Source organism: Lacihabitans sp. CCS-44, from assembly GCF_024343735.1.
Taxonomy (GTDB): Bacteria; Bacteroidota; Bacteroidia; order Cytophagales; family Spirosomataceae; genus Leadbetterella.
On record NZ_RJUE01000059.1, the window covers coordinates 153,009 to 173,572 of the forward strand.

At 37.1% G+C, this 20,564-nt stretch carries 22 protein-coding genes; 15 read left to right on the forward strand and 7 right to left on the reverse strand.

The genetic code is table 11. The features are described 5' to 3' along the window. Positions 1-132 precede the first annotated feature (132 nt). The 11 genes from EGI26_RS14020 to EGI26_RS14070 all read left to right on the forward strand — a co-directional run bounded on the left by EGI26_RS14020 (position 133) and on the right by EGI26_RS14070 (position 9,984). The gene (locus EGI26_RS14020) at positions 133-1,608 is read left to right on the forward strand and encodes a S41 family peptidase (protein WP_255079222.1); all 1,476 of its coding nucleotides are present in this window, start codon (positions 133-135) and stop codon (positions 1,606-1,608) included. Positions 1,609-1,720: 112 nt separating this feature from the next. Continuing rightward, positions 1,721-2,383 carry a heme exporter protein CcmB gene (locus tag EGI26_RS14025; RefSeq protein WP_255079229.1) on the forward strand — a complete coding sequence of 221 codons (663 nt, stop codon included), beginning with the start codon at positions 1,721-1,723 and terminating at the stop codon, positions 2,381-2,383. A 4-nt stretch (positions 2,384-2,387) separates the two neighbouring features. Beyond that, positions 2,388-3,053, forward strand: coding sequence for a cytochrome c biogenesis protein CcsA (ccsA, locus tag EGI26_RS14030; RefSeq protein WP_255079232.1), 666 nt, complete (start codon positions 2,388-2,390; stop codon positions 3,051-3,053). Continuing rightward, the gene (locus EGI26_RS14035; protein ID WP_255079233.1) at positions 3,050-3,217 is read left to right on the forward strand and encodes a CcmD family protein; all 168 of its coding nucleotides are present in this window, start codon (positions 3,050-3,052) and stop codon (positions 3,215-3,217) included. The genes ccsA and EGI26_RS14035 overlap by 4 nt, the downstream gene beginning before the upstream one ends. A gap of 40 nt (positions 3,218-3,257) precedes the next feature. Next, positions 3,258-3,683: a cytochrome c maturation protein CcmE gene (locus EGI26_RS14040; protein WP_255079234.1), complete on the forward strand. Its 426-nt coding sequence runs from the start codon at positions 3,258-3,260 to the stop codon at positions 3,681-3,683. After that, positions 3,680-4,843, forward strand: a complete 1,164-nt coding sequence (locus EGI26_RS14045) for a chorismate-binding protein (protein ID WP_255079235.1) — start codon at positions 3,680-3,682, stop codon at positions 4,841-4,843. Before EGI26_RS14040 ends, EGI26_RS14045 begins: the two co-directional genes overlap by 4 nt. A gap of 258 nt (positions 4,844-5,101) precedes the next feature. Then, positions 5,102-6,592, forward strand: coding sequence for an RNA polymerase factor sigma-54 (rpoN, locus tag EGI26_RS14050; protein WP_255079236.1), 1,491 nt, complete (start codon positions 5,102-5,104; stop codon positions 6,590-6,592). A 368-nt stretch (positions 6,593-6,960) separates the two neighbouring features. Continuing rightward, positions 6,961-7,374: a hypothetical protein gene (locus EGI26_RS14055; RefSeq protein ID WP_255079237.1), complete on the forward strand. Its 414-nt coding sequence runs from the start codon at positions 6,961-6,963 to the stop codon at positions 7,372-7,374. A 4-nt stretch (positions 7,375-7,378) separates the two neighbouring features. Further along, on the forward strand, positions 7,379-8,293 hold the full coding sequence (gene hemC / locus EGI26_RS14060; RefSeq protein WP_255079243.1) for a hydroxymethylbilane synthase: 915 nt from the start codon (positions 7,379-7,381) through the stop codon (positions 8,291-8,293). A gap of 38 nt (positions 8,294-8,331) precedes the next feature. Further along, positions 8,332-9,000: a peptidylprolyl isomerase gene (locus tag EGI26_RS14065; protein WP_255079245.1), complete on the forward strand. Its 669-nt coding sequence runs from the start codon at positions 8,332-8,334 to the stop codon at positions 8,998-9,000. 81 nt (positions 9,001-9,081) lie between these two features. After that, positions 9,082-9,984, forward strand: a complete 903-nt coding sequence (locus EGI26_RS14070; protein WP_255079246.1) for an SDR family oxidoreductase — start codon at positions 9,082-9,084, stop codon at positions 9,982-9,984. On the opposite strand, the gene EGI26_RS14075 is transcribed toward EGI26_RS14070, so the two are convergent. After that, the gene (locus EGI26_RS14075) at positions 9,985-11,232 is read right to left on the reverse strand and encodes an MFS transporter (protein ID WP_255079247.1); all 1,248 of its coding nucleotides are present in this window, start codon (positions 11,230-11,232) and stop codon (positions 9,985-9,987) included. 435 nt (positions 11,233-11,667) lie between these two features. Here EGI26_RS14075 and EGI26_RS14080 point away from each other — a divergent pair, with 435 nt between their 5' ends. Then, the gene (locus EGI26_RS14080; protein WP_255079248.1) at positions 11,668-12,384 is read left to right on the forward strand and encodes a head GIN domain-containing protein; all 717 of its coding nucleotides are present in this window, start codon (positions 11,668-11,670) and stop codon (positions 12,382-12,384) included. 68 nt (positions 12,385-12,452) lie between these two features. Here EGI26_RS14080 and EGI26_RS14085 read toward each other — a convergent pair whose 3' ends face one another. The 4 genes from EGI26_RS14085 to panD all read right to left on the reverse strand — a co-directional run bounded on the left by EGI26_RS14085 (position 12,453) and on the right by panD (position 16,452). Then, positions 12,453-14,582: a xanthine dehydrogenase family protein molybdopterin-binding subunit gene (locus tag EGI26_RS14085; protein WP_255079250.1), complete on the reverse strand. Its 2,130-nt coding sequence runs from the start codon at positions 14,580-14,582 to the stop codon at positions 12,453-12,455. Further along, positions 14,579-15,043: a (2Fe-2S)-binding protein gene (locus EGI26_RS14090; protein ID WP_255079252.1), complete on the reverse strand. Its 465-nt coding sequence runs from the start codon at positions 15,041-15,043 to the stop codon at positions 14,579-14,581. Before EGI26_RS14090 ends, EGI26_RS14085 begins: the two co-directional genes overlap by 4 nt. 66 nt (positions 15,044-15,109) lie before the next feature. Next, the gene (locus EGI26_RS14095) at positions 15,110-16,090 is read right to left on the reverse strand and encodes a lysylphosphatidylglycerol synthase transmembrane domain-containing protein (RefSeq protein ID WP_255079253.1); all 981 of its coding nucleotides are present in this window, start codon (positions 16,088-16,090) and stop codon (positions 15,110-15,112) included. A gap of 11 nt (positions 16,091-16,101) precedes the next feature. Beyond that, positions 16,102-16,452: an aspartate 1-decarboxylase gene (gene panD / locus EGI26_RS14100; RefSeq protein WP_255038454.1), complete on the reverse strand. Its 351-nt coding sequence runs from the start codon at positions 16,450-16,452 to the stop codon at positions 16,102-16,104. A gap of 101 nt (positions 16,453-16,553) precedes the next feature. Between panD and EGI26_RS14105 the strand changes: the two genes are divergently transcribed. From EGI26_RS14105 to EGI26_RS14115, 3 genes are all read left to right on the forward strand, one after another. Continuing rightward, complete coding sequence (locus EGI26_RS14105) at positions 16,554-17,636, forward strand: aminotransferase class V-fold PLP-dependent enzyme (protein ID WP_255079254.1); 1,083 nt, start codon at positions 16,554-16,556, stop codon at positions 17,634-17,636. A 77-nt stretch (positions 17,637-17,713) separates the two neighbouring features. After that, positions 17,714-17,959 carry a type B 50S ribosomal protein L31 gene (locus EGI26_RS14110; RefSeq protein WP_255079259.1) on the forward strand — a complete coding sequence of 82 codons (246 nt, stop codon included), beginning with the start codon at positions 17,714-17,716 and terminating at the stop codon, positions 17,957-17,959. Positions 17,960-18,032: 73 nt separating this feature from the next. Continuing rightward, complete coding sequence (locus EGI26_RS14115; protein WP_255079260.1) at positions 18,033-18,821, forward strand: glycoside hydrolase family 25 protein; 789 nt, start codon at positions 18,033-18,035, stop codon at positions 18,819-18,821. Here EGI26_RS14115 and EGI26_RS14120 read toward each other — a convergent pair. Together EGI26_RS14120 and EGI26_RS14125 are read right to left on the reverse strand one after the other, a co-directional pair. Next, positions 18,814-19,680 (reverse strand): DMT family transporter, encoded by an 867-nt coding sequence (locus EGI26_RS14120; protein WP_255079261.1) that lies wholly within the window; start codon positions 19,678-19,680, stop codon positions 18,814-18,816. The genes EGI26_RS14115 and EGI26_RS14120 overlap by 8 nt on opposite strands. 63 nt (positions 19,681-19,743) lie before the next feature. Further along, entirely contained in the window at positions 19,744-20,484 is a 741-nt protein-coding gene (locus EGI26_RS14125; RefSeq protein WP_409035370.1) for a GNAT family N-acetyltransferase, read from the reverse strand. Positions 20,485-20,564: the final 80 nt, after the last annotated feature.

The window sequence follows — 20,564 nt, forward strand, 5'->3', positions numbered from 1 at the left end:
TTTTCATTTCGGGTACAAAGATAAAAAAAAGATAGCTATTTTTAAGTCTTAATGAGTTTTGAAGCTTAAAATCTCAAAAATATTATTCAAGACTATTTCATAAACTACTATATACAAGAGAATTACAACTCTATGACCCCAAAAAAAAATAAAAATTCTAAATTGGCACTTCCAAAATTAATGGTCTTTTGTGTACTATTAATATTTTCTTCTCAATTAGCTTTTGGTCAAAAAACTATAACTAGAGAAGAATTCAAAAAGGACCTGGCCTCAGCAAAAAAGAATATTGAAAAATACCATTTGGGTCTATATTATTATGAATCCAAAGAAGAATTTGAGAACAGATACAAGGCAATTGTTGAAAATCTACCAGAAAAACTAAGTATTTTAGAAGCTTACAGACTCACCAACGAGTTTACAGGTGGCATGAAAGATTTACACACCTCTACCCTATTGCCCAAAAACTTCAATGAAAAAAAAGACAGAAAATCGCTTCCGCTTACCATTCGAAAAGTTGGAGAAAAGTTTTACATACATTTTAATATGTCTTCAGACAGCTCACTGATTAGAGGTTCTGAGATGATATCGATAGACGGCGTGGCGATAAACAAAGACTTTGAAAGTTTTCAAAATCTCTGGGGAACAGACAATGGAAACGAGACCAGTAAAAAGTATTACAGCGAGCGGCTTTTTGCAAGAAACTACAACTATACATATGGCATTAAAGACAGTGTAAATGTAGCCTTCAAAAAACCGCAGAACGATTCTGTTTTTGTTAAAAAAGTAGCTTTTGAAACGCCGAAAGAGGCTACAAAAATACTTAACAAAAGGTATAAAAACGTAAGTAGGAAGAATCTCAGCTTCAAAATTCTAGATAGCCTAAATCACATTGCTTATTTGGATGTATTGAGTTTTAAAGAAAAAGGCAATAAATTCGATTTCCCTCAGCACAGATTCAAGAAATTATTAAAAAAACATTTCAAAGCCATCCAAAAAAACGAAATCGAACATTTAATTGTAGACTTCAGATTTAATGGTGGTGGCTTAATAAATAACGTTTCCAGGATTACGAAATATATTGCTCCAGAGCCTTTTGAGATTATCGATACTACCTACATCAAAAAGGCTTCATTCCTGAAAATCTTCCCGCCTTACTTCTTATTACCTTATATTGTTGGAAGATTTGTTTTCAAAAAGTTCGATGAAGATACCTTTATACGGGTTGGATCAAAAAGCAAAAAGACCAAACTTGCTAAAAAATACCATTACAATAAGAAAATTTATGTTTTGATGGATGGAGGCTCATATTCTGCTACCACCTTTACCATTGGTTTATGGAAAGACATGAACAGGGCAACCTTCATAGGCATGCAGCCAGGCGGAGCAAACTGGGGTAGTTTTGCGGGACAGTGGAAAGACATAAAACTTCCAAACTCTAAACTGAAAGTACACATACCCTTAATGAAGATAATTCATGCCCAGCCAAACAAAACTACTAAGACTTTTTTTGTGGAACCCGATTATTATGTGGAGCAATCTTTTGATGATTTTATCAAGCGAAAAGACGCTCAATTGAACTTTGCTTTAGATTTGATTAAAAATAAATGAGCAATCTCATGTACTTCAACCTATCATTTCATTAATTTTGTCATGCTTTAGGTTTCGATGAAAACAATGAAGAGAAACCCTGCTCAATGCAAGCATAATTCAAAACTATAAAATGCAGGAAATCAAAAACCTCATCATGAAAGACATCATACTCGAATGGCGGCAGAAGTACGCTTTCAATGGTATGGTTTTGTATGTGGTTTCAACAGTTTTTATGTGTTATATTAGTTTTAAACTAAAAACCAATAGCATTGAGCCTATCACTTGGAATACGCTTTTTTGGATAATTATTCTGTTTTCAGCAGTAAATTCCATCACCAAAAGTTTTATTCAAGAAAAAACAGGGCGACAATTATATTATTACCAGATAGCCAAACCTAGCTCTATCATTTTAGCCAAAATCATTTATAATTTTCTATTAATGGTATTCTTGGGCTTCCTAGGTTTTTTGATTTACTCCATTTTTATGGGAAATAAAGCCGAAAATCTCGGCTTGTACCTTTTGTCATTGACTTTGGGGGCCTTGGGCTTTAGTGCTAGTTTGACCCTCATTGCAGGTATTGCCTCAAAATCAGACAATACAGCAGGACTAATGGCTGTGCTAAGTTTCCCGATTTTACTCCCTATACTGAGCATGCTTATAAAACTCTCCAAAAATGCCATGGATGGGTTGGCTTTTAGAGCAAGTTATGATGAAATATTGGTCATTTCAGGAATTGATTTAATAGTTATTGCGTTAAGTTATATGTTGTTTCCATTTCTTTGGAAAAGTTAAAAATATGAGAAAAATCTGGTGGAAATTTTTGGCTGCGGGCCTCTTACTTTATACAGTTATCTTTGGACTAATTGGCGAAGTGCCAAGGCAACCCATCTTGAATGAAACTATAAGAAATGTCTATTTTCATGTACCGATGTGGTTTGGTATGATGGCCTTGATGATTTCCTCTTTGGTTTATTCCATCAAATATCTGAGAAACGGACAAGTCCAAGACGATGTATATGCTGTAGAATTTGCCAACGTAGCCATCATTTTTGGAGTTTTAGGTTTTATAACTGGCTCTATTTGGGGAAATTACACATGGGGAGACCCACTTCCTAAAGACCCTAAAATCATAGCCGTAGAAGTTGGCTTACTTATTTACTCGGCTTACTTCGTACTCCGAGGCTCATTTGAAGACGAACAAAAGAAAGCTAGACTTTCGGCCGTTTACAACATATTTGCCTTTGCATCATTTATGCCATTGGTGTGGATATTACCTCGCCTTACGGACTCTTTGCACCCTGGCAATGGCGGCAATCCCGCCTTTGGCAAATACGATATGGACAGTAATATGCGTATGGTATTTTACCCAGCTATTCTCGCTTGGATTTTGGTAGGTGTTTGGATATCGTCGCTTAGAATTAGAATAAAATTATTGAATAACCATTTACAAGATAATCTATGAGTTTATTGAATTTGCAAGATGTAGAAATGGCGGATGCTTTCAGAGCAGACGGTAAAATATACGTGGTAGTGGCTGTTGTATCGATAGTAGTTATAGGTTTAATAGCCTACCTATTCAGTATCGACAGGAAAGTAAGTAAGCTGGAAAAAGAAATAAAGAAATAGTTTTGAAGAGTTTAAACTTCATGAACTAAAAAAAACAAAAATGAAAAAAACACATATCATTGCATTGGTGGTTATAGCTATTGCAATCACGATGATTATCTCAACCATAGGTGATGCCAGCACTTATGCCTCTTTCAAAGAAGCCAAAGAGATGGCCGAAAATGGCGAAAAAGGTTCTATTCACGTGGTGGGAGAACTGATAAAAGGAGCTGACGGAAAACCATTGGGAATGAAATATGAGCCATCGGTAGACCCCAATCATTTCGAATTTATGATGCGTGACTCTCTAAACAATGAAGAGTTGGTGGTGTTTAAACAACCAAAACCGCAAGACATGGATAAGTCTGAAAAAGTAGTGGTGGTAGGTCACATGGACTTGAATACCAAACAATTTGAGGCAGAACAAATTCTATTGAAGTGTCCTTCGAAATACAATAACGGCGAATTAAAAGTCGAAAGTGAATGATTGCCACGAAATCGAGCATAAATATTGATCTTTTTTTGGAGAACTGCATAGAGCAAAAGTTCCCTTTTGCTCTATACAAAATGCCCAATACTACCCAAATTAAGTTAATAGTCAGTTTTGATAAATCTGAAACCAGAAAAAAGATTGACTTTGACGAATGCGGCTCAGGGTTTGTGATGGCTCCATACGACAAAGAAAACGAACTCCCCTACTTTTACAAAAACGACTTCGAACTTGATGTTCAAGACTTTGCAGACATTGAAGTACCAGAATATTTGAAGGATAAATTTGAGTTATCAAATAATATTCTTTCAGAAAACTTTTCATTAAAAGCCAAAAATGATCCTTGCGATAGCCTATCACACAAAAAGAAAGTTGAATCTGTAATTACCTGCATACAGAACGGAGAAGCCAAAAAAGTAGTCCTTTCCAGAAAAAAACACCTGGGAGAAATTGCAGAAAATAACCTAATAAAAGGTTTTCAAAACCTTTCAAAATCCAATCCAAGCGGTTTTGTATCTTTGGTAAATGTACCATGGAAAAACCAAGTGTGGCTAGGAGCCTCACCCGAAATATTGGTCTCGCAAGACGAAAACGGTTTTTTTAAAACAGTCTCCTTGGCAGGAACCCAGTCCGCCTTTGACAAAGATGGACAAGAAATAAGGCCTATAGACGCCCTCTGGTCGCATAAAGAAATTGAAGAGCAGGCGTTTGTAGGTAGGTATATCATTAACTGCCTTAAGAAAATCAGAGTGAGAGAATTTCTCGAAGAAGGCCCAAAGACCATAAAAGCCGGTAATCTCCTACACCTCAACACCAGCTATACCATTGACACCAATGAGATAAACTTTAGCAATCTCAGCTCAGTAATGCTCGACCTGCTCCACCCCACTCCTGCCGTGTGCGGAATGCCTAAAGAATTAGCTGAGGGCATCATTGAGCGTGTAGAAGACTACGACAGAGAGTTTTACAGTGGCTATTTAGGTCCTGTAAATATTCAAAATCGTAGCCAATTGTTTGTAAATATCCGTACAATGAAAATAGAAAATGGGCAAGTTTATGCTTTTGCAGGAGGTGGGATAACCGAAGACTCTGACCCTGAAAAAGAGTGGAACGAAACCGAAATAAAACTACAAACTATCCTCAAGTCTTTCTCTTGAAAAGTATCATTAATTCGCAATCTAGTTTTTTTTATTACTTTCCATAAAATAAAATGTCTAAATATTGACAAAAAAATAATTTTCATAAAATACTAACAATCAGCACATTGAATTAACGCAAAGAATAATTTCTGAGAATAAATTTGATTTATAGAAATAAACACAATAGCTTTAGGAAAGAGAAAAGTTTTTTTTGGCACGATTAATGTAATACCCTAAAAAATATTCCTAATAAATCATTGAGAAAACTCTAATAAAATGCAAAAACTAGCTCTAAGTCAATCACTCCAACAGAGGCTTTCCCCTCAACAAATACAATTCATCAAATTGCTTCAGATTCCTACAGCTGAACTCAGCCAGAGAATCGAAGAGGAACTTGAGATAAATCCTGCTTTAGAAGAAGGCATGGAGATACAAGAACGAAACCAAGATGACGATATTTATGGTGACAATTCTGGTTCTTCAGATGATGAGTACAACAACGACTATAACGAATACGATAGTCTTGACACGTACAACCTAAACGAACTCAACGTAAAAGAGTATATTAACCAAGATGAGTACTCTGGTTATAAAATGGCTAGTGATGGCTGGGGTGAAGAAGAAAAGGACACCATGCCAGTAGTGGCTATGGATTCACTATCTGAATCACTTTTGCAACAGTTAGGATTTTTAAGACTAAATGAACGAGAGACACAGATTGGGCAACAACTTATTGGGTCTATTGAAGACGACGGGTATTTGAGAAGACCCATTAGATCGATATGCAATGATTTAGCTTTTGGTCAGAATATTTATTGTTCGGAAGATGAAGTAATCACAATTCTGAAAAAAATACAAAAATTCGAACCAGCTGGAATCGGAGCCAGAGATTTGCAAGAATGTTTGATTCTTCAATTAGAAAAAAACAGAAACTCCCTCGAAAACAATATAGCTCTTACTATTCTTGAAGATCATTTTGAAGAATTTACAAAAAAGCATTTTGACAAAATTCAGAGAAAATTAAGCATTGAAGACGAAACTTTAAAGAAATCGCTAGGTCTTATTACACGTTTGAACCCGAAACCAGGCAATATGGGATCTTCGGAAAACAACGTGGCTTATCTGATGGCCGATTTTATAGTTTCTTCAGTAAATGGAAAACTAGAAATTGTTTTGAATTCAAAAAATGCTCCTCAGTTGAGAGTGAGCAGGTCGTTTTCAGAAATGCTCGATACCTACGACAAAAGCAACAAACAAAATCGCCACATCAAAGAAACAGTGAGCTTCGTAAAACAAAAACTTGACGCCGCAAAATGGTTTATAGATGCCATCAAACAAAGACAACAAACGCTTTTGAAAACCATGGAAGCCATTGTGGTGTACCAACAAGAGTTTTTCAACGAAGGTGACGAAAACAAACTTAAACCAATGATTCTGAAGGACATAGCTGAAAGAATCGATATGGATATTTCAACAGTATCTAGAGTTGCAAACAGCAAATCCGTTCAAACTGACTTTGGTATTTACCCACTAAAATATTTCTTCTCAGAAGGTATTGCCACTGACAACGGAGAGGAAGCATCTAGCAGAGAAGTGAAAAACATCTTGAAAGAATTGATAGAAAGCGAACCAAAACATTCGCCACTTTCGGACGACAAACTGGAAAAACTTCTTAAAAAACGTGGTTATAATATTGCTCGTAGAACTGTGGCCAAATACAGAGAGCAATTGGCTATCCCAGTGGCTAGATTAAGAAAAGAAATGTAAGACATTCATTAATATTTTAAATACTATCAAAGAATCCTATTCAAAACGAGTAGGATTTTTTTGTCATTAGCCAACAACTTTTTGCGGTAGCAAAGCATTTAAAGCCTTATATTTGTGATGCGTTTCTATATATAAAACCAATCGCTGAAAACAAAGTGCAGTTAAAAGTCTCAAAATTTCTTTCCTACGTATTGCACCCAGTATTTATGCCTACTTATTTGGTTTTGATACTCAAAGCATTTGCACCTCTGTCTCTTTTTTATAGCTTTTTTACCTTAAAAAGCTTCGCCGTATTTATTTCAATCATTTTTCTTTATACAGCCATTTTTCCCATTTTATTGGTTTTTTGGTTAAATAAGACCAAATCTGTGTCTGACTTAGAAATGTCGAACACCAAAGAAAGACCAAAAGCTTATCTCATAACATCGGGCTTTTTCATTTCGCTGGCCTACTTCTTTTATTCAAAAGGAGGACTGCTAGAACCCACATCATTCCTGATTGCCATTATGGTGGTCAACATTTTGGGTTTGGCTCTTTTTTCGATAAAAGAAAAAGTCAGTGCCCATGCCTCAGCCTTGGCGTGCATCTTGGCAGTAACAATTACCGTATATATCAAATTCGTCGAACAAAACCTTTATTTACCTATCATAGGATTAATTTTGATATTGGGAATTCTTTCCTCATCTCGATTAGTTTTGGGAGCTCATACGCTTAAACAAATAGCTTTAGGTATAGTCTGGGGCCTTTTCACAGGCGTTTTAGGGACGATTTATCTTTTATAAATTTATGAAAATCAAAATAGGAACAAGAGGAAGTCTTTTGGCACTTTGGCAGGCCGATTACATACAATCAAAGTTAGAATCAGCTGGAATATCAACAGAAATTGTAATTATAGAAACCAAAGGCGACAAAATACTAGACAGAGCTTTATCAAAAATAGGTAGTAAGGGCGTGTTCACAGAAGAATTGGAGGAGCAACTTCATAGCGGTACCATCGACATAGCTGTTCACAGTGCCAAAGATTTGCAGTCTGAGTTGGATGAATCTCTTTCGATCATTGCTTTTACAGAAAGAGAAAAAATAAATGACGTTTTGCTAAGCCACAAAGAGATTGACATTAGCAAAGAGTTGGTCGTTGGCACCTCTTCTACTCGTCGAGTAGCCATGCTTAGGGCCTATTTTCCACATTTTAGAATCGTGGATATGCGAGGAAATCTCCAAACTCGTATCAAAAAAATGGAAGACGGAGCTTGTGATGCTATTTTATTGGCTTTTGCGGGGGTAAATCGCATGAAATACAATGACAGGATTCGCCATGAGTTTGATAATGAGCAATTTGTACCACCAGTTGGCCAAGGAACAGTAGCGATAGAAATCTCAAACAAACTGGATGAGAAAAAAGCTTCGAGGATAAGAGAAATTTGTAATGACCCAGAAACTGAACAATGTCTTTTGGCCGAGAGGGCGTATTTAAGAGAACTCAAAGGCGGCTGCTCCATTCCAGTATTTGGAAACGGCATTTTAGTCGAAAATAAAGTACATTTTACGGCAGGAATTATCTCTTTGGATGGCCAAAATATAATAAAAGTTAAAGAAATACAAAAAAACGAGACTCCAGAAGAGCTTGGCACAAAATTGGCAATTAGAATACTATCCGAAGGTGGAAAAGAAATTTTAGAATCAATTAAAGCCCAATTGTAAGTATAATGAAGAAATGTTTTTTAATTCTCGTTGTTTTTATGGCTTTCCTACAAGCCAATGCCCAAAGAAAGGACTATCTTTTGACCCTAACAACCTCAAAAGGAGTAGCCCACATGGTACTTTATGATGAAACGCCATTACACAAAGCCAATTTTTTAAAACTGGTAAAAGAGCATTATTATGATAGTCTTCTTTTCCATAGAGTTATAGAAAAGTTCATGATTCAAGGTGGCGACCCCAACTCAAAAAATGCCAAAACTGGTGCGAGACTGGGTTCCGGCGGTGGTAATTTAGAGAAAATTCCCTTTGAATTTACTCCACTAAGAGTTCATAAGAAAGGAGCTTTGGCTGCAGCAAGTAACGGAAATCCAGAAAAAATGTCAAATCCAGTTCAATTTTATATTGTTCAAGGAAGAAAATTATCTGATGAAGAAGTATCTAAAGTAGAAAAAACGAACGACATAAAATATACCAATAAGCAACGTGCTGATTATCTAAGTGTAGGAGGCTACCCTTCTTTAGATAATAAATACACGGTTTTTGGTGAAGTTGTTGATAACTTCAAGCTCATAGACGAAATAGCAGCGGTTCAAAAAGATGAATTTAACCGACCTGTAGAAGACGTGAAGATGGTAATCACAGCTAAAAAAACACGTAAGAAGAAAATCACCAGAGTTTACGGCTACAAATACGAAAAAAAGAAGTGATTTTTTAGGTAAAAAATAAAATTTAAAGCCCTATTTTGCATCAAAAAATGGGGCTTTCTTTTTGTCAAGCTAATAAAAAAAATGAAAAAAATTCTGGTTACTGGCTCGAATGGACTTTTAGGTCAAAAATTAATTGAAAAATTATCAAAAACTGAAAATATTGAGGTAATAGCCACCGCAAGAGGTGAAAACCGATTGCCATTTGCCGAAAACTATAAGTTCGTAAGTCTGGATATTACAAAAAAAGAAGAAGTTGAAATCGTTTTTGACACTGAAAAACCAGATGTTGTCATTCACACAGCCGCCATGACCAATGTGGATCAGTGCGAAACAGAAAAAGATGCTTGCTGGGATTTGAACGTAAAAGCCGTTGAATATCTATTAGAGGCCTCCAAAAAGCACAACTCGTTCTTCGTACACCTTTCTACCGACTTTATTTTTGATGGTAAAGAAGGTCCATATGATGAAAAAGCAGAAGCAAACCCACTGAGTTTCTATGGCTGGAGCAAATACGCAGCAGAAAAATTAGTCATAAACTCCGACGTAAAATGGGCAATTGCACGTACGGTGTTGGTTTACGGAATCGCTCACGATATGAGTCGCACTAATATCATCCTTTGGGTAAAAAACTCACTTGAACAAGGCAAAAATATCAACTTAGTAAATGACCAATGGAGAACACCTACACTGGCTGAAGACCTAGCAGACGGTTGTATTCTGATTGCTCAAAAAGAAGCAGAAGGTATATTTAACATATCTGGAAAAAACCTCTTAAACCCTTTCCAAATGGCGATAATGACCGCTGATTACTTTAATTTGGACAAATCGCTGATAACAGAGGTTGACGGAACTAAATTTACCCAACCAGCAAAACGCCCAGCGAAAACAGGTTTTATTTTGGATAAGCCTATTGCAGTTTTAGGGTATAACCCAAAGACTTTTCAAGAAGGAATTGCTTTTGTAGCTGAGCAGATTACAAAGTAATTATTTCCCCTCTTTAATCAATTTCACCCCAAACAATTCCTTGGATTGGGTGTAAATGTATGTTACAATAACCAAAGTCATAGCTCCGCCAAAAATAACAGATGGAACAGTTCCCAAAAGTTTTGCGGCTAATCCTGACTCAAAAGCTCCAAGTTCGTTGGATGTACTTACAAACACGCCGTTGACGGCACTCACACGCCCACGCATGTGGTCCGGCGGAAGAATTTGCAAAATTGTTGAGCGTATCACGACGCTTATACTATCGAAAGCCCCAGTAAAAAACAAGGCTAAACAAGACAAATAAAAATTGGTAGAAACGGCAAAAACCAAGGTCGCAACACCAAAACCTGCCACAGCCAAAAGCATATTTCTCCAAGCTTTGTTGGTTGGTGGAAAGTAAGCTGTTCCCAACATTACCAAGACAGCACCGACAGCAGGAGCTGCTCTTAAAAAGCCTAACCCTTCCGCTCCAACATGTAAAATATCTTTAGCAAAAACAGGTAACATGGCTATTACGCCACCAAAAAGCACCGAAAACATATCTAAAATTATACTGTACCACATAATTTTATTTTCCCTTACAAAACCATAACCCTCCTTCAAGCTATCCATCAAATTGGCTTTGGTCTGGTTCTTTATTTCTTTTTTGGAAATCTGGGCAGCCAATAAAACCGTTAAGACCAAAAATGCCAATACAACCCAAAGAGAACTTATAAAACCTACAAAAGCATACAAAAAACCTCCCAAAACAGGGCCAGCAATACGGCCAATTTGCCAAAACTGTGCACTCCAAGAAGCGGAGTTTGAATAATGCTCTTCTTTCACCAAAAAAGGCTTGAGTGAAGACCAAGATGGACTATAAAACCCTCTAGCGACGCCAAAAATGAAGACTGAAACATAAATAACCCAAGGCTGATGTTCCTTATCAAGACTCAACAAAGAGTTTCCTGAAAGTCCAAAAATCAAAAGGACGGTGACCAAACAAACCACAAAAAAACTCCATAAATAGATTTTTTTTCTATCGAATTTGTCTGCCACGTATCCACCAAACAAAGCCAATGAAATAAACGGAACAGCCTCTGCCAAACCAACCAATCCCAAAGAAAATGGATCGTGGGTAAGTTCATATAAATAGTAAGAAAGGACTATTTCTTGCATCAAAATAGCTAGAGTAAAGAACAACTGAGCAGAAACAAAATATCTAAAATCGGAATATTTGAGGGCAGCGTAAGGGTCAGTTTTTGACATAAATATCAATATAGTTTCGAGTAAATTTAAATAGTATTATGGAAATTGATTATTTTCCAAAAAAACTCATAATCAACATTATGAGTTAATCAAAGTAAATACTTATTGTTCCTAATTTTTCTGAACAGTCCGTTGGAAAATTTTGGAAAGATAAACTTAATCCAAAACCCAAATGCTAAATCCAAAATTTTACAGAGGATCATTGTTCAGAAAGTGTTTTTTTTGATACTTTTTTTTCGAAAAAAAAGTATGCCCGCCTGGCAAGGCACGTAAAATATTTAATTCTGGGCTGTTTTCCCAGAAATTATATTTAATCTTTCAAGCAACTTCATGTCCATAAAAATCATCTTTAACATGTTGTTAATAAATAAACTTGATAACAGACAAAATAATTCTCTCAGCAACAAAGTTTAATAGACTTAAAATCAAATAAAAATGAAATATCTACTCTTTTCCCTTACCCTTTTGGTATTTACAAGTTGTGATAAAATTCTCTACGAAAACGGCGTGCCTCCTCGTGGCTATGACACCAAAGATTTTGCTTTGAGTTCTTTCGACAGAGTGGAGCTCAACAATGCTTTTTTTGTAACGATCATAAAATCAAGCGAATCGAAAGTTTCTGCTAAAGGTTCAGGAGATGACATTGACGACTTGGAGGTTACAGTTACCAACGGCAAATTGGATATCAGATATGATAAAAGAATCAGAATAAAACAACTCAAAAGATACAAAATGGAGTTAGTGGTTTACACGCCCAACATTACGGAAATAGATGCAAAATCGGCTTCAGATACTGAAATATCGGGCTTTGGGACAATCTCTGCATTTACTGCGAATGTATCAGGTGCTTCAGTATTGAGATTAAAAAATGCCGTAAAATCTTTAACAGCCGACGTTAGTGGTGCTTCTAGAATTATCCTTCCAATGTCTGTAGAAAATTTGGACGCCGAACTTTCAGGGACATCCAATCTTGATGGATTCGAAGCCAATAGCTCAGAAGTTTTCCTAGAATTATCGGGAGCCAGCAAAGCCGAAGTAAGTGCCTCCAAAACCCTCAATGTAAAAGCCAGTGGTGCTAGCAAAGTTTTCTACAAAGGCGAACCAAAAATCACCGAGGATTTATCTGGTGGTAGTAAGGTGAGTAAGGAGTAGTTAGTGATAATACTTGTTAACAAAAAAGGAGGACTTCGCCTCCTTTTTTGTTAACAATCTATCTTCTTTTATAAAATCTCTGCCACTTTCTCGTCTTCCTGTGCAAATGGCTGTTTGTATAAACGCTTGCCCGTCGCTTTAAAGATGGCATTCGCCAATGCTCCTCCTGTAGGTGGCAAGGCTGGCTCGCCAAGACCTGTTGGGTCTATGCCGTTATCTACGAAATATGCATCAATTTCTGGCACTTCGTTGAATCTTATCAGTCTGTACTGGTCAAAATTCGTTTGTTTTGGAGCACCATTTTCGAAGTTTAGATTTCCGTACATGGCATGTCCAAGTCCATCTACAATTGCACCATAGATCTGGTTTCTAGCTCCGCTTTGGTTGATTACGATTCCGCAGTCAGTTACCGCAAAAACTTTCTTGAGTGTAGGTTTTCCTTTTTTCATTTCTACCTCTGCTATCTGGGCCACATAAGAATTATGAGAAAAATATACACTAAAACCTTGGTGCAAACCTTTCTTGGCACTCCCCCACTTCGCTCTTTCGGCTACTGTAGTTATTACTTTTTCAAACCTTGCTGGCTCATAAGTTATTTTGCCGACTGGCTTTTCTATAGCTTTTTTGAGCAATTCTAAACGCAATTTCACAGGGTCTTTTCCAGCCGCAAAAGCAATCTCATCAATAAACGCCTGCTCGGCATATGCCAAGAAATTAGTTATTGGTGCTCTCCATGGACCCGTAGTGATATCTGACTTATAATCAGCCGATTCCACCAAAACATTGTCTATCGCACCGACTGGGAAATTATCTTGTCTGGTAGAATTTCCAGCATTCAGCCCGACACCTTTCAAGGCAAATCCCGTCACATTTCCAGCTTTGTCTATGGAAGCTTTGAATTTATATCTAACTGCTGGACGGTAAATTCCACCGCTCATATCGTCCTCACGCGTCCACATGAGTTTTACTGGAGCTTTGATCAATGATGAAACCTCCGCTGCTTCAAGAGCGTAGTCGTTGTTCAATCTTCTACCAAATCCGCCACCCATTTTGGTGAGCTCTACTGTGATATTTTCAACAGGGATATTTAGCAATTTAGACACCTGATTCTGAGCAGATTGTGGCGTTTGTGTTGGCCCAACCAATTTTACTGAATCCTTTTTCACATCTGCAAAAAAGTTCATAGGCTCCATCGGGCTGTGCGATAAAAACGGACATTGGTACTCTGCTTCAATGATTTTATGAGCCTCGGCAAAAGCCTTTTCAACGTCACCATCTTTCCTCCTAAGCTCAAAAGGACCGTTTTTCATCAAATCAGTAAAAATCTGATTGTGCTTTTGATCACTCTCTAACTCTTTAGTATTTGTCCAATTGATGGTCAGCACTTTACGGGCTTTCATAATAGGCCAATTCGATTTTCCTATGATGGCTACTTTGTCTTTAAACGAGATAACATCTATAACTCCATCGATTTTCTTAGCCTCTGTGGCATCAAAATCCTTCAGCGTTTGACCAAAACCTTGTGGCCTCACGATTTGAGCATAAAGCATACCGGCTTGTTTGTAGTCCATGCCATACTTTGCCTTTCCAGTAAGTACGGTTTTGTTGTCTACACTTTTTATGGTTTGTCCAATAAGCTTAAATTCCTTGTTTGACTTCAATGGAATCTCTTTTGGTATTTCTACCGAAACGGCATCATTTACCAACTCACCATAGCTTAGTTTTTCGCCTTTATCGTTGATAACAAAACCTTTATCTGTTTTCAGTGTAGTTGCCGACACATTCCATTTTTTTGCAGCCGCTGCTACCAGTGCATATCTACCTGTTGCTCCTGCTTTTCTTAGCCTTTCCCAAGAATGCTTTATGGCACCACTTCCACCGGTGAGCTGTCTTTCAAAACGCTTGATATCTAAGTCGGCTTGTTTTACCACGACTTTTTCCCAATCCACATCCAATTCTTCTGCCACTATCACTGCAAAAGCTGTTTTTATTCCCTGACCAATTTCTGGATTTGGAGAAAAAATTGTGATAATGTTGTTACTGTCAATAGTTAAGAAAGCATTGCTTAACAATTCGTCTTTGATATTCTCCATGCTGATAATCTCTGCATCGGAATTGGCCAAACTATTAAATCCAATCACCAAACCTCCTGAAGTCAGAAGCATATTTTTCAAAAAGTCTCTTCTATTATTTTTCATCTTTTTTGAAGTTTAGCTGCAAGTTTAACGGCCTCATTGATACGGTGATAGGTGCCACATCTGCAAATATGTGCAGACATTGCCATTGAGATTTCTTCCTCATCAGGATTAGGATTCTCTTTCAAAAGAGCGGCAGCGGTCATCATCTGACCCGATTGGCAAAAGCCACATTGAGGCACATCTAAAGTATCCCAAGCTTGTTGAACAGGATGATCTCCATTTTCAGACAAGCCTTCGATGGTTGTTATTTCTTTGCCTATGGCCAAAGTGACTGGAGTAACGCAAGAGCGAGTAGGCATACCATCAATATGAATGGTGCAGGCTCCGCATTGGGCCATTCCACAACCATATTTGGTACCCGTAAGATCGAGTGTATCTCGAAGAACCCAAAGCAGAGGTGTATCCTCAGATACGTCTACCTTTAGTTTTTTTCCGTTAATGCTAAGTGAATATTCTGACATTTAATGGTTGATTTTGTACATCTAAATTACAAAATATTAACCAAAAAAGTCAATTAAGGTTTTAATTTAAGAAACATTGGCTTTTTTAGTAGACAAAAAGCTCATTATAAAGGCTATGAGTCCGAAAAGTAGAATAAAAAGTATGCCTGTCATGGTATGCAAAAACGTAGCGAGGCTAATGCCATCCTGATTTGAAAGTCCGTAAAGAGCCACTATTTTTCCGACCAAAAGATGGTAACTCCCAATGCCGCCAATGGTAGGAACAGCCATGCCGATAGATCCCATTACTAAAATAGTCAATACAGAAAGAAAACTTAAAGAATCGCCCAATGAAACTGCCTTACATAGCAAATAAGTGGATACATAATACATGGCCCAAATAAAAAAAGTATGTAGGAAAAATTGTGCTGATTTTTCAATTTTCAACACACTCAAAAATCCACTTCTTAGCCCTTCTGTGAAGTCAAATATCTTTTTTATAAGTCCAATTCTTAGAAACTTCTCTTTGTTTTTTTGAAAAACAACTAAACCTAGAACACCTAAAAGCAATAAGCCTCCAAGAACGAAAAGGAGTTCAGCAGGATTTTGATTACCAAACAAATCGATAAATAGCGACTTGATTCTTCCAAATTCTAGTAGAAGATTCACTAAAACTAACAATCCCAAAATCAAAACGTCAATAATCCTTTCTGCTATTACTGCTCCAAAAGATTTGTCAAATGGCACATTTTCGCTTTTTTGCAAACTAGCCGACCGAGCCAATTCTCCGGCTCTTGGAAATACCAAATTGGTTAGGTAACCTATCAAAACCGCAATGGAAGTGTTCCTCAAAGAGGGTTTATAACCCAAGGGCTCTAGCATGATATTCCACCGAGCGGCACGGCTTATGTGAGCCAATAAAGCCAAAATGGCCGCAAAAAACACCAAAACGTAATTGGCATCTCTAAAACTTTGTAGCGTTTTGAGTAAGTCAATATCTTTAAATACCCAATTTAGCAATGCAAGGCCAAGAGCTATTGGTAGAATGTATTTTAGTGCTTTTTTCAAACTACTGATTATTAAGAAACTACGCGATTGTTTTCGTCAGGAAAAACCACGGTAGGTTTGTGAGCCGCAGCTTCTTCTTGGGTCATCCAAGCATAAGAAATGATGATGATGATATCTCCAGGTTGTGCTTTTCTGGCGGCGGCTCCGTTCAAACAAATAATACCCGTATTTCTCTTACCTTTTATGGCGTAAGTTTCTATCCTCTCGCCGTTATTGTTATTTACAATTTGTACTTTCTCGTTTTCCATAATGCCAGCCGCTTCTAAAAGTGCTTCGTCTATGGTTATGCTTCCTACGTAATTAAGCTCTGCTTGAGTAACTTTTACTCTGTGTATTTTTGACTTGAATATGTTAACTAACATCCAACCTATTTTTTTATGCAAAAATACAACCATAATAATGAAATAACAATAAGTCTAAAAACCAGATTTCTCATTAAATTTGCGGCTCAATAAAAATACGTATGTCTAGAGCTCAAGTTTATTTTACGGCTGGTCCAGCAGAACTATACCCCAAGTTTGAAGAATATTTGCAAGAATTTGTGGATTTGCAGATCGGGTCAATTTCGCACAGAAGTGGTCAATTCAAAAAAATCTATCAACATACCGACGAGCAACTGCGAATATTGATGAATATTCCAGCCGAAAATACTATTATGTTTACGGGTTCGGCTTCTGAAATATGGGAAAAATTAATATTGAGCACGGTAGAACACGAGTCTTTTCATTTGGTAAATGGTTCATTCTCAGCTAAATTCTACCAATATGCACAAATGTTACAAAAACACGCCACGAGTTTTGAAAAACCGCTAGGTCAGGGATTTTCTTACGGAGAGATAGCTGTTCCAGAGTTTGCGGAATTGATTTGTACAACCCAAAACGAGACTTCAACTGGTGTACAAATGCGTGAAGCTGATATTCATAAACTCAAACGCAGCAACAATGATAAATTAATTGCGGTTGATATGGTTTCGTCTGCCCCAATTCCGAATCTAGATTTCACAGTAGTAGATACGGCCTTTTTTTCTGTTCAGAAAAGCTTTGGTATGCCGGCTGGCTTAGGCGTTTGGATAGCCAACGAAAGATGTCTTGAAAAAGCCAAACAACTCAAAGCCAAAGGAATAAACATTGGAGCTCACCATGATTTGCCAACACTTTGGAAAGGAGCCAAAGAATACCAGAACCCAGCAACACCAAATGTAATGGGGATTTTTATTCTCGGAAAAATAGCCGAGGATATGAATCGAGTAGGCATAGAGAAAATCAGAAAAGAGACTGACGACAAAGCCAAAAAGCTGTATAAATATTTTGAAAACAAAGCAGGATACAGCTTATCAGTAAGCGAAAGTGAGCTAAGATCGAGAACGGTAGCAGTTATAAATACCGAGAAACCATCTTCGGAAATCATTAATTATTTAAAAACCAAAAACATGATTGTTGGCTCAGGCTATGGCCCAGGTAAAGATTCTCAAATTAGAATCTCAAATTTCATTGCCAATAGTGCCGAACAAATAGATAATTTATTAAAAGAAGTTGAAAAGTTTTAGAAAATATTGGTTTTCAAAATAAAAACTCCTAATTTTGCAGCCCAATCGAGGAATAATTAGATTTAATCAATAGAGAAATGAAAAAAGATATTCATCCAAATTATAGAGAAGTAGTATTCTGGGACTTGACTTCAGACGAAAAATTCTTGAGCCGTTCATGTGTAGACACTAAGGAAACAATAGTTTTCGAAGATGGCAAAGAGTATCCAGTTTGTAAAGTCGAGGTTAGCTCAAAGTCGCACCCTTTCTATACAGGCAAAAACGTATTATTAGATACTACAGGACGTGTTGATAAATTCAACAGACGCTACGGTAAGAAATAATTCGTACAAAATCATTCTGAAAAGCCTTTTCGAATCTTCGGAAGGGCTTTTTTATTGAGAAAAGCTTGAAACCTTGGCAAAAAGAAGCAAAAAGGCCAAATATACCCTAAAGCCACAAATAAAGCGATGGCTTAAATTGTCGCTCATTCTGATGAGCCCAATCCTACTATATGTTTGTTATTACGCCTACAAAGAATTCAAAGCCGGTCTAATAAAATACAAAGCATTTGGGATTTACATTCCGAATCAATACAAAGTACACGGCATAGATGTATCACACTATCAGCAGATTATCAATTGGAAGTCGGTAAAAGCCATGAACATAGAAGGTGTCAACATCGACTTTGCTTTTCTGAAAGCCACTCAAGGTACACAAACCATTGATTTACAATATTTTCAAAACAGACTACGGGCAAGAAAAGCAGATGTGGCTGTTGGTGCCTATCACTTTTTTGTAGCCAGCAAAGACCCCGTTCAGCAAGCTAATCTTTTCTGCAAAATAGTCCAAATCAGAAAAGGAGATTTACCACCAGTGGTGGATATAGAGAAAGAATACCATCAGTCGAGTGACAAAATCAGAAAAAACCTTAAAACTTGGCTCAGATTGGTGGAAAGAAGATACGATGCGAAACCCATTATTTACACAAACGTCGATTTTTACAAAAATCACTTAGAGGGTTATTTTGATAGCTATCCAGTCTGGATTGCACATTACACCAAACTCCGAGAGCCAAATATTGAAAAAGAATGGATGTTTTGGCAACTAAGTGAAGAAGCTACAGTGAATGGCATAAAAGGAAAGGTGGACTTCAATGTGTTTAATGGCTCAAAAGAAGAGTTTGAAAAGCTCAAAATCAAATAGTTGCCACTGATTTTCTATTCAAAAAAAGCGGTTGAAGAAAAACAGATAACAAAACCAAAGCACCACCCAAATAAAACTGCTTTGACATTCGTTCGCTATCTCCAAAAATAAAATAAGCCAACACTACGCCATAAACAGGTTCAAGATTTAGACTTAGATTTACTGTAAAAACAGAAATCTTCTTCATGATTTTTATCATTTGTGCATGCGGAATAACCGTACAAACCAAAGCCAAGACCAACAACCAAACCCAATCTTGTTGGCTCATTATCAAATCTTGCTTTTCATAAAAGGCCAAATAAACCACCAAACAAACTAAAAATGCCGCACTAAGCTCATAAAAACTTATTAGTTGACTGTCAAATCTGTGGGTAAGTTTTGAATTAAAAATCGTAAAAGCTGCACACAAAAATGCCCCTAAAAGTCCTAGTAGAATTCCTGAAAGATATTGAACCTCAAAACTAAACATTACAGCTACACCCGCCACAGCTAATAAACCTAGCATTATTTCTCTGAAATCAATCTTCTTTTTGCCCAAAATCGGCTCCAATAAACTTGTAAAAAATGAGGTAGTAGAAAACGTAACTAAACTTATGGCTACTGTAGAAAGCTTAGCCGAACCAAAAAAGCACAACCAATGCAAGCCCAAAATAAATCCAACAAAAAGCAACTTTCCCAAATCTGAAAGACTAATCTTTAGATTAACTTTTCTGATATATAAAATCAGAAATAAAGCTACTGCTGCCACCAAAGTTCTATAAAAGACCACAGCTAATGTAGTGGCTTCTATAAGTTTACCCAGAATCCCTGTAAAACTCAATAGCAAAACCAAAACATGTAATTTTAAATAATCCCTCATATTGCTTAAAAAAGAAAAACCCACCAGTTGGCGGGTTTTATTCTATTCTACCTTTGATATTTTTTACTGTTCTATTAGTTCCTGCTGACTCACTCGACTGGGATGAGCTTTTTTTTTACTTTTTTCCTCTCTTCTAAGCAAAATTCTCTGTTTCAAACTCATCCATTTTTCATAAAGGCTTGATTCTGTTATAAAATCCCAAAACTCAGGTTTTTTACCTTCGGTTATGACTGTTCTTACTTCATCGGCATCATATTTCATTCCCGTACACAAGCAATGTGCTCTGTTGGTACGGTTCAAAATATCAAAATTCACGCAGCTTGAGCAGCCCTTCCAGAATTCATCGTCTTTTGGCAACTCAGAAAAAGGAACAGGCAAGTAACCCAGCTCCGAGTTAATCTTCATTACAGCCAAACTGGTGGTAAGTCCAATGATTTTAGCCTCAGGATATTTTGTTCTCGAAAGATTAAATGCTTTTGCTTTTATCGAAGTCGCGATTCCGCTCTTTCTGTGGTTGGGGTGTACTATAAGACCCGAGTTGGCCACAAATTTGCCATGCTCCCACGTCTCGATATAACAAAAACCCACCCATTCGCCATCAAGTGTTGTAGCTATTACTGCCTTGTCTTCCATCATTTTCTGACGTAGATACTCCGGCGAACGCTTGGCTATACCCGTACCACGGGCTTTGGCACTGAGTTCCATTTCAGAACATATCTGTTCTGCGTAATTCAAGTGATTTTCGTCGGCTACCTGAACTATATAATTGCCAATAATACTTTTTTCTATTGTACTCATCGTCATTTGACAGGGGCAAACCCTTAATAGGAGACGGTGTATCCGCGATTGTTAAAGATGAAAAAAAGAGATAAAGAACAAAGGCG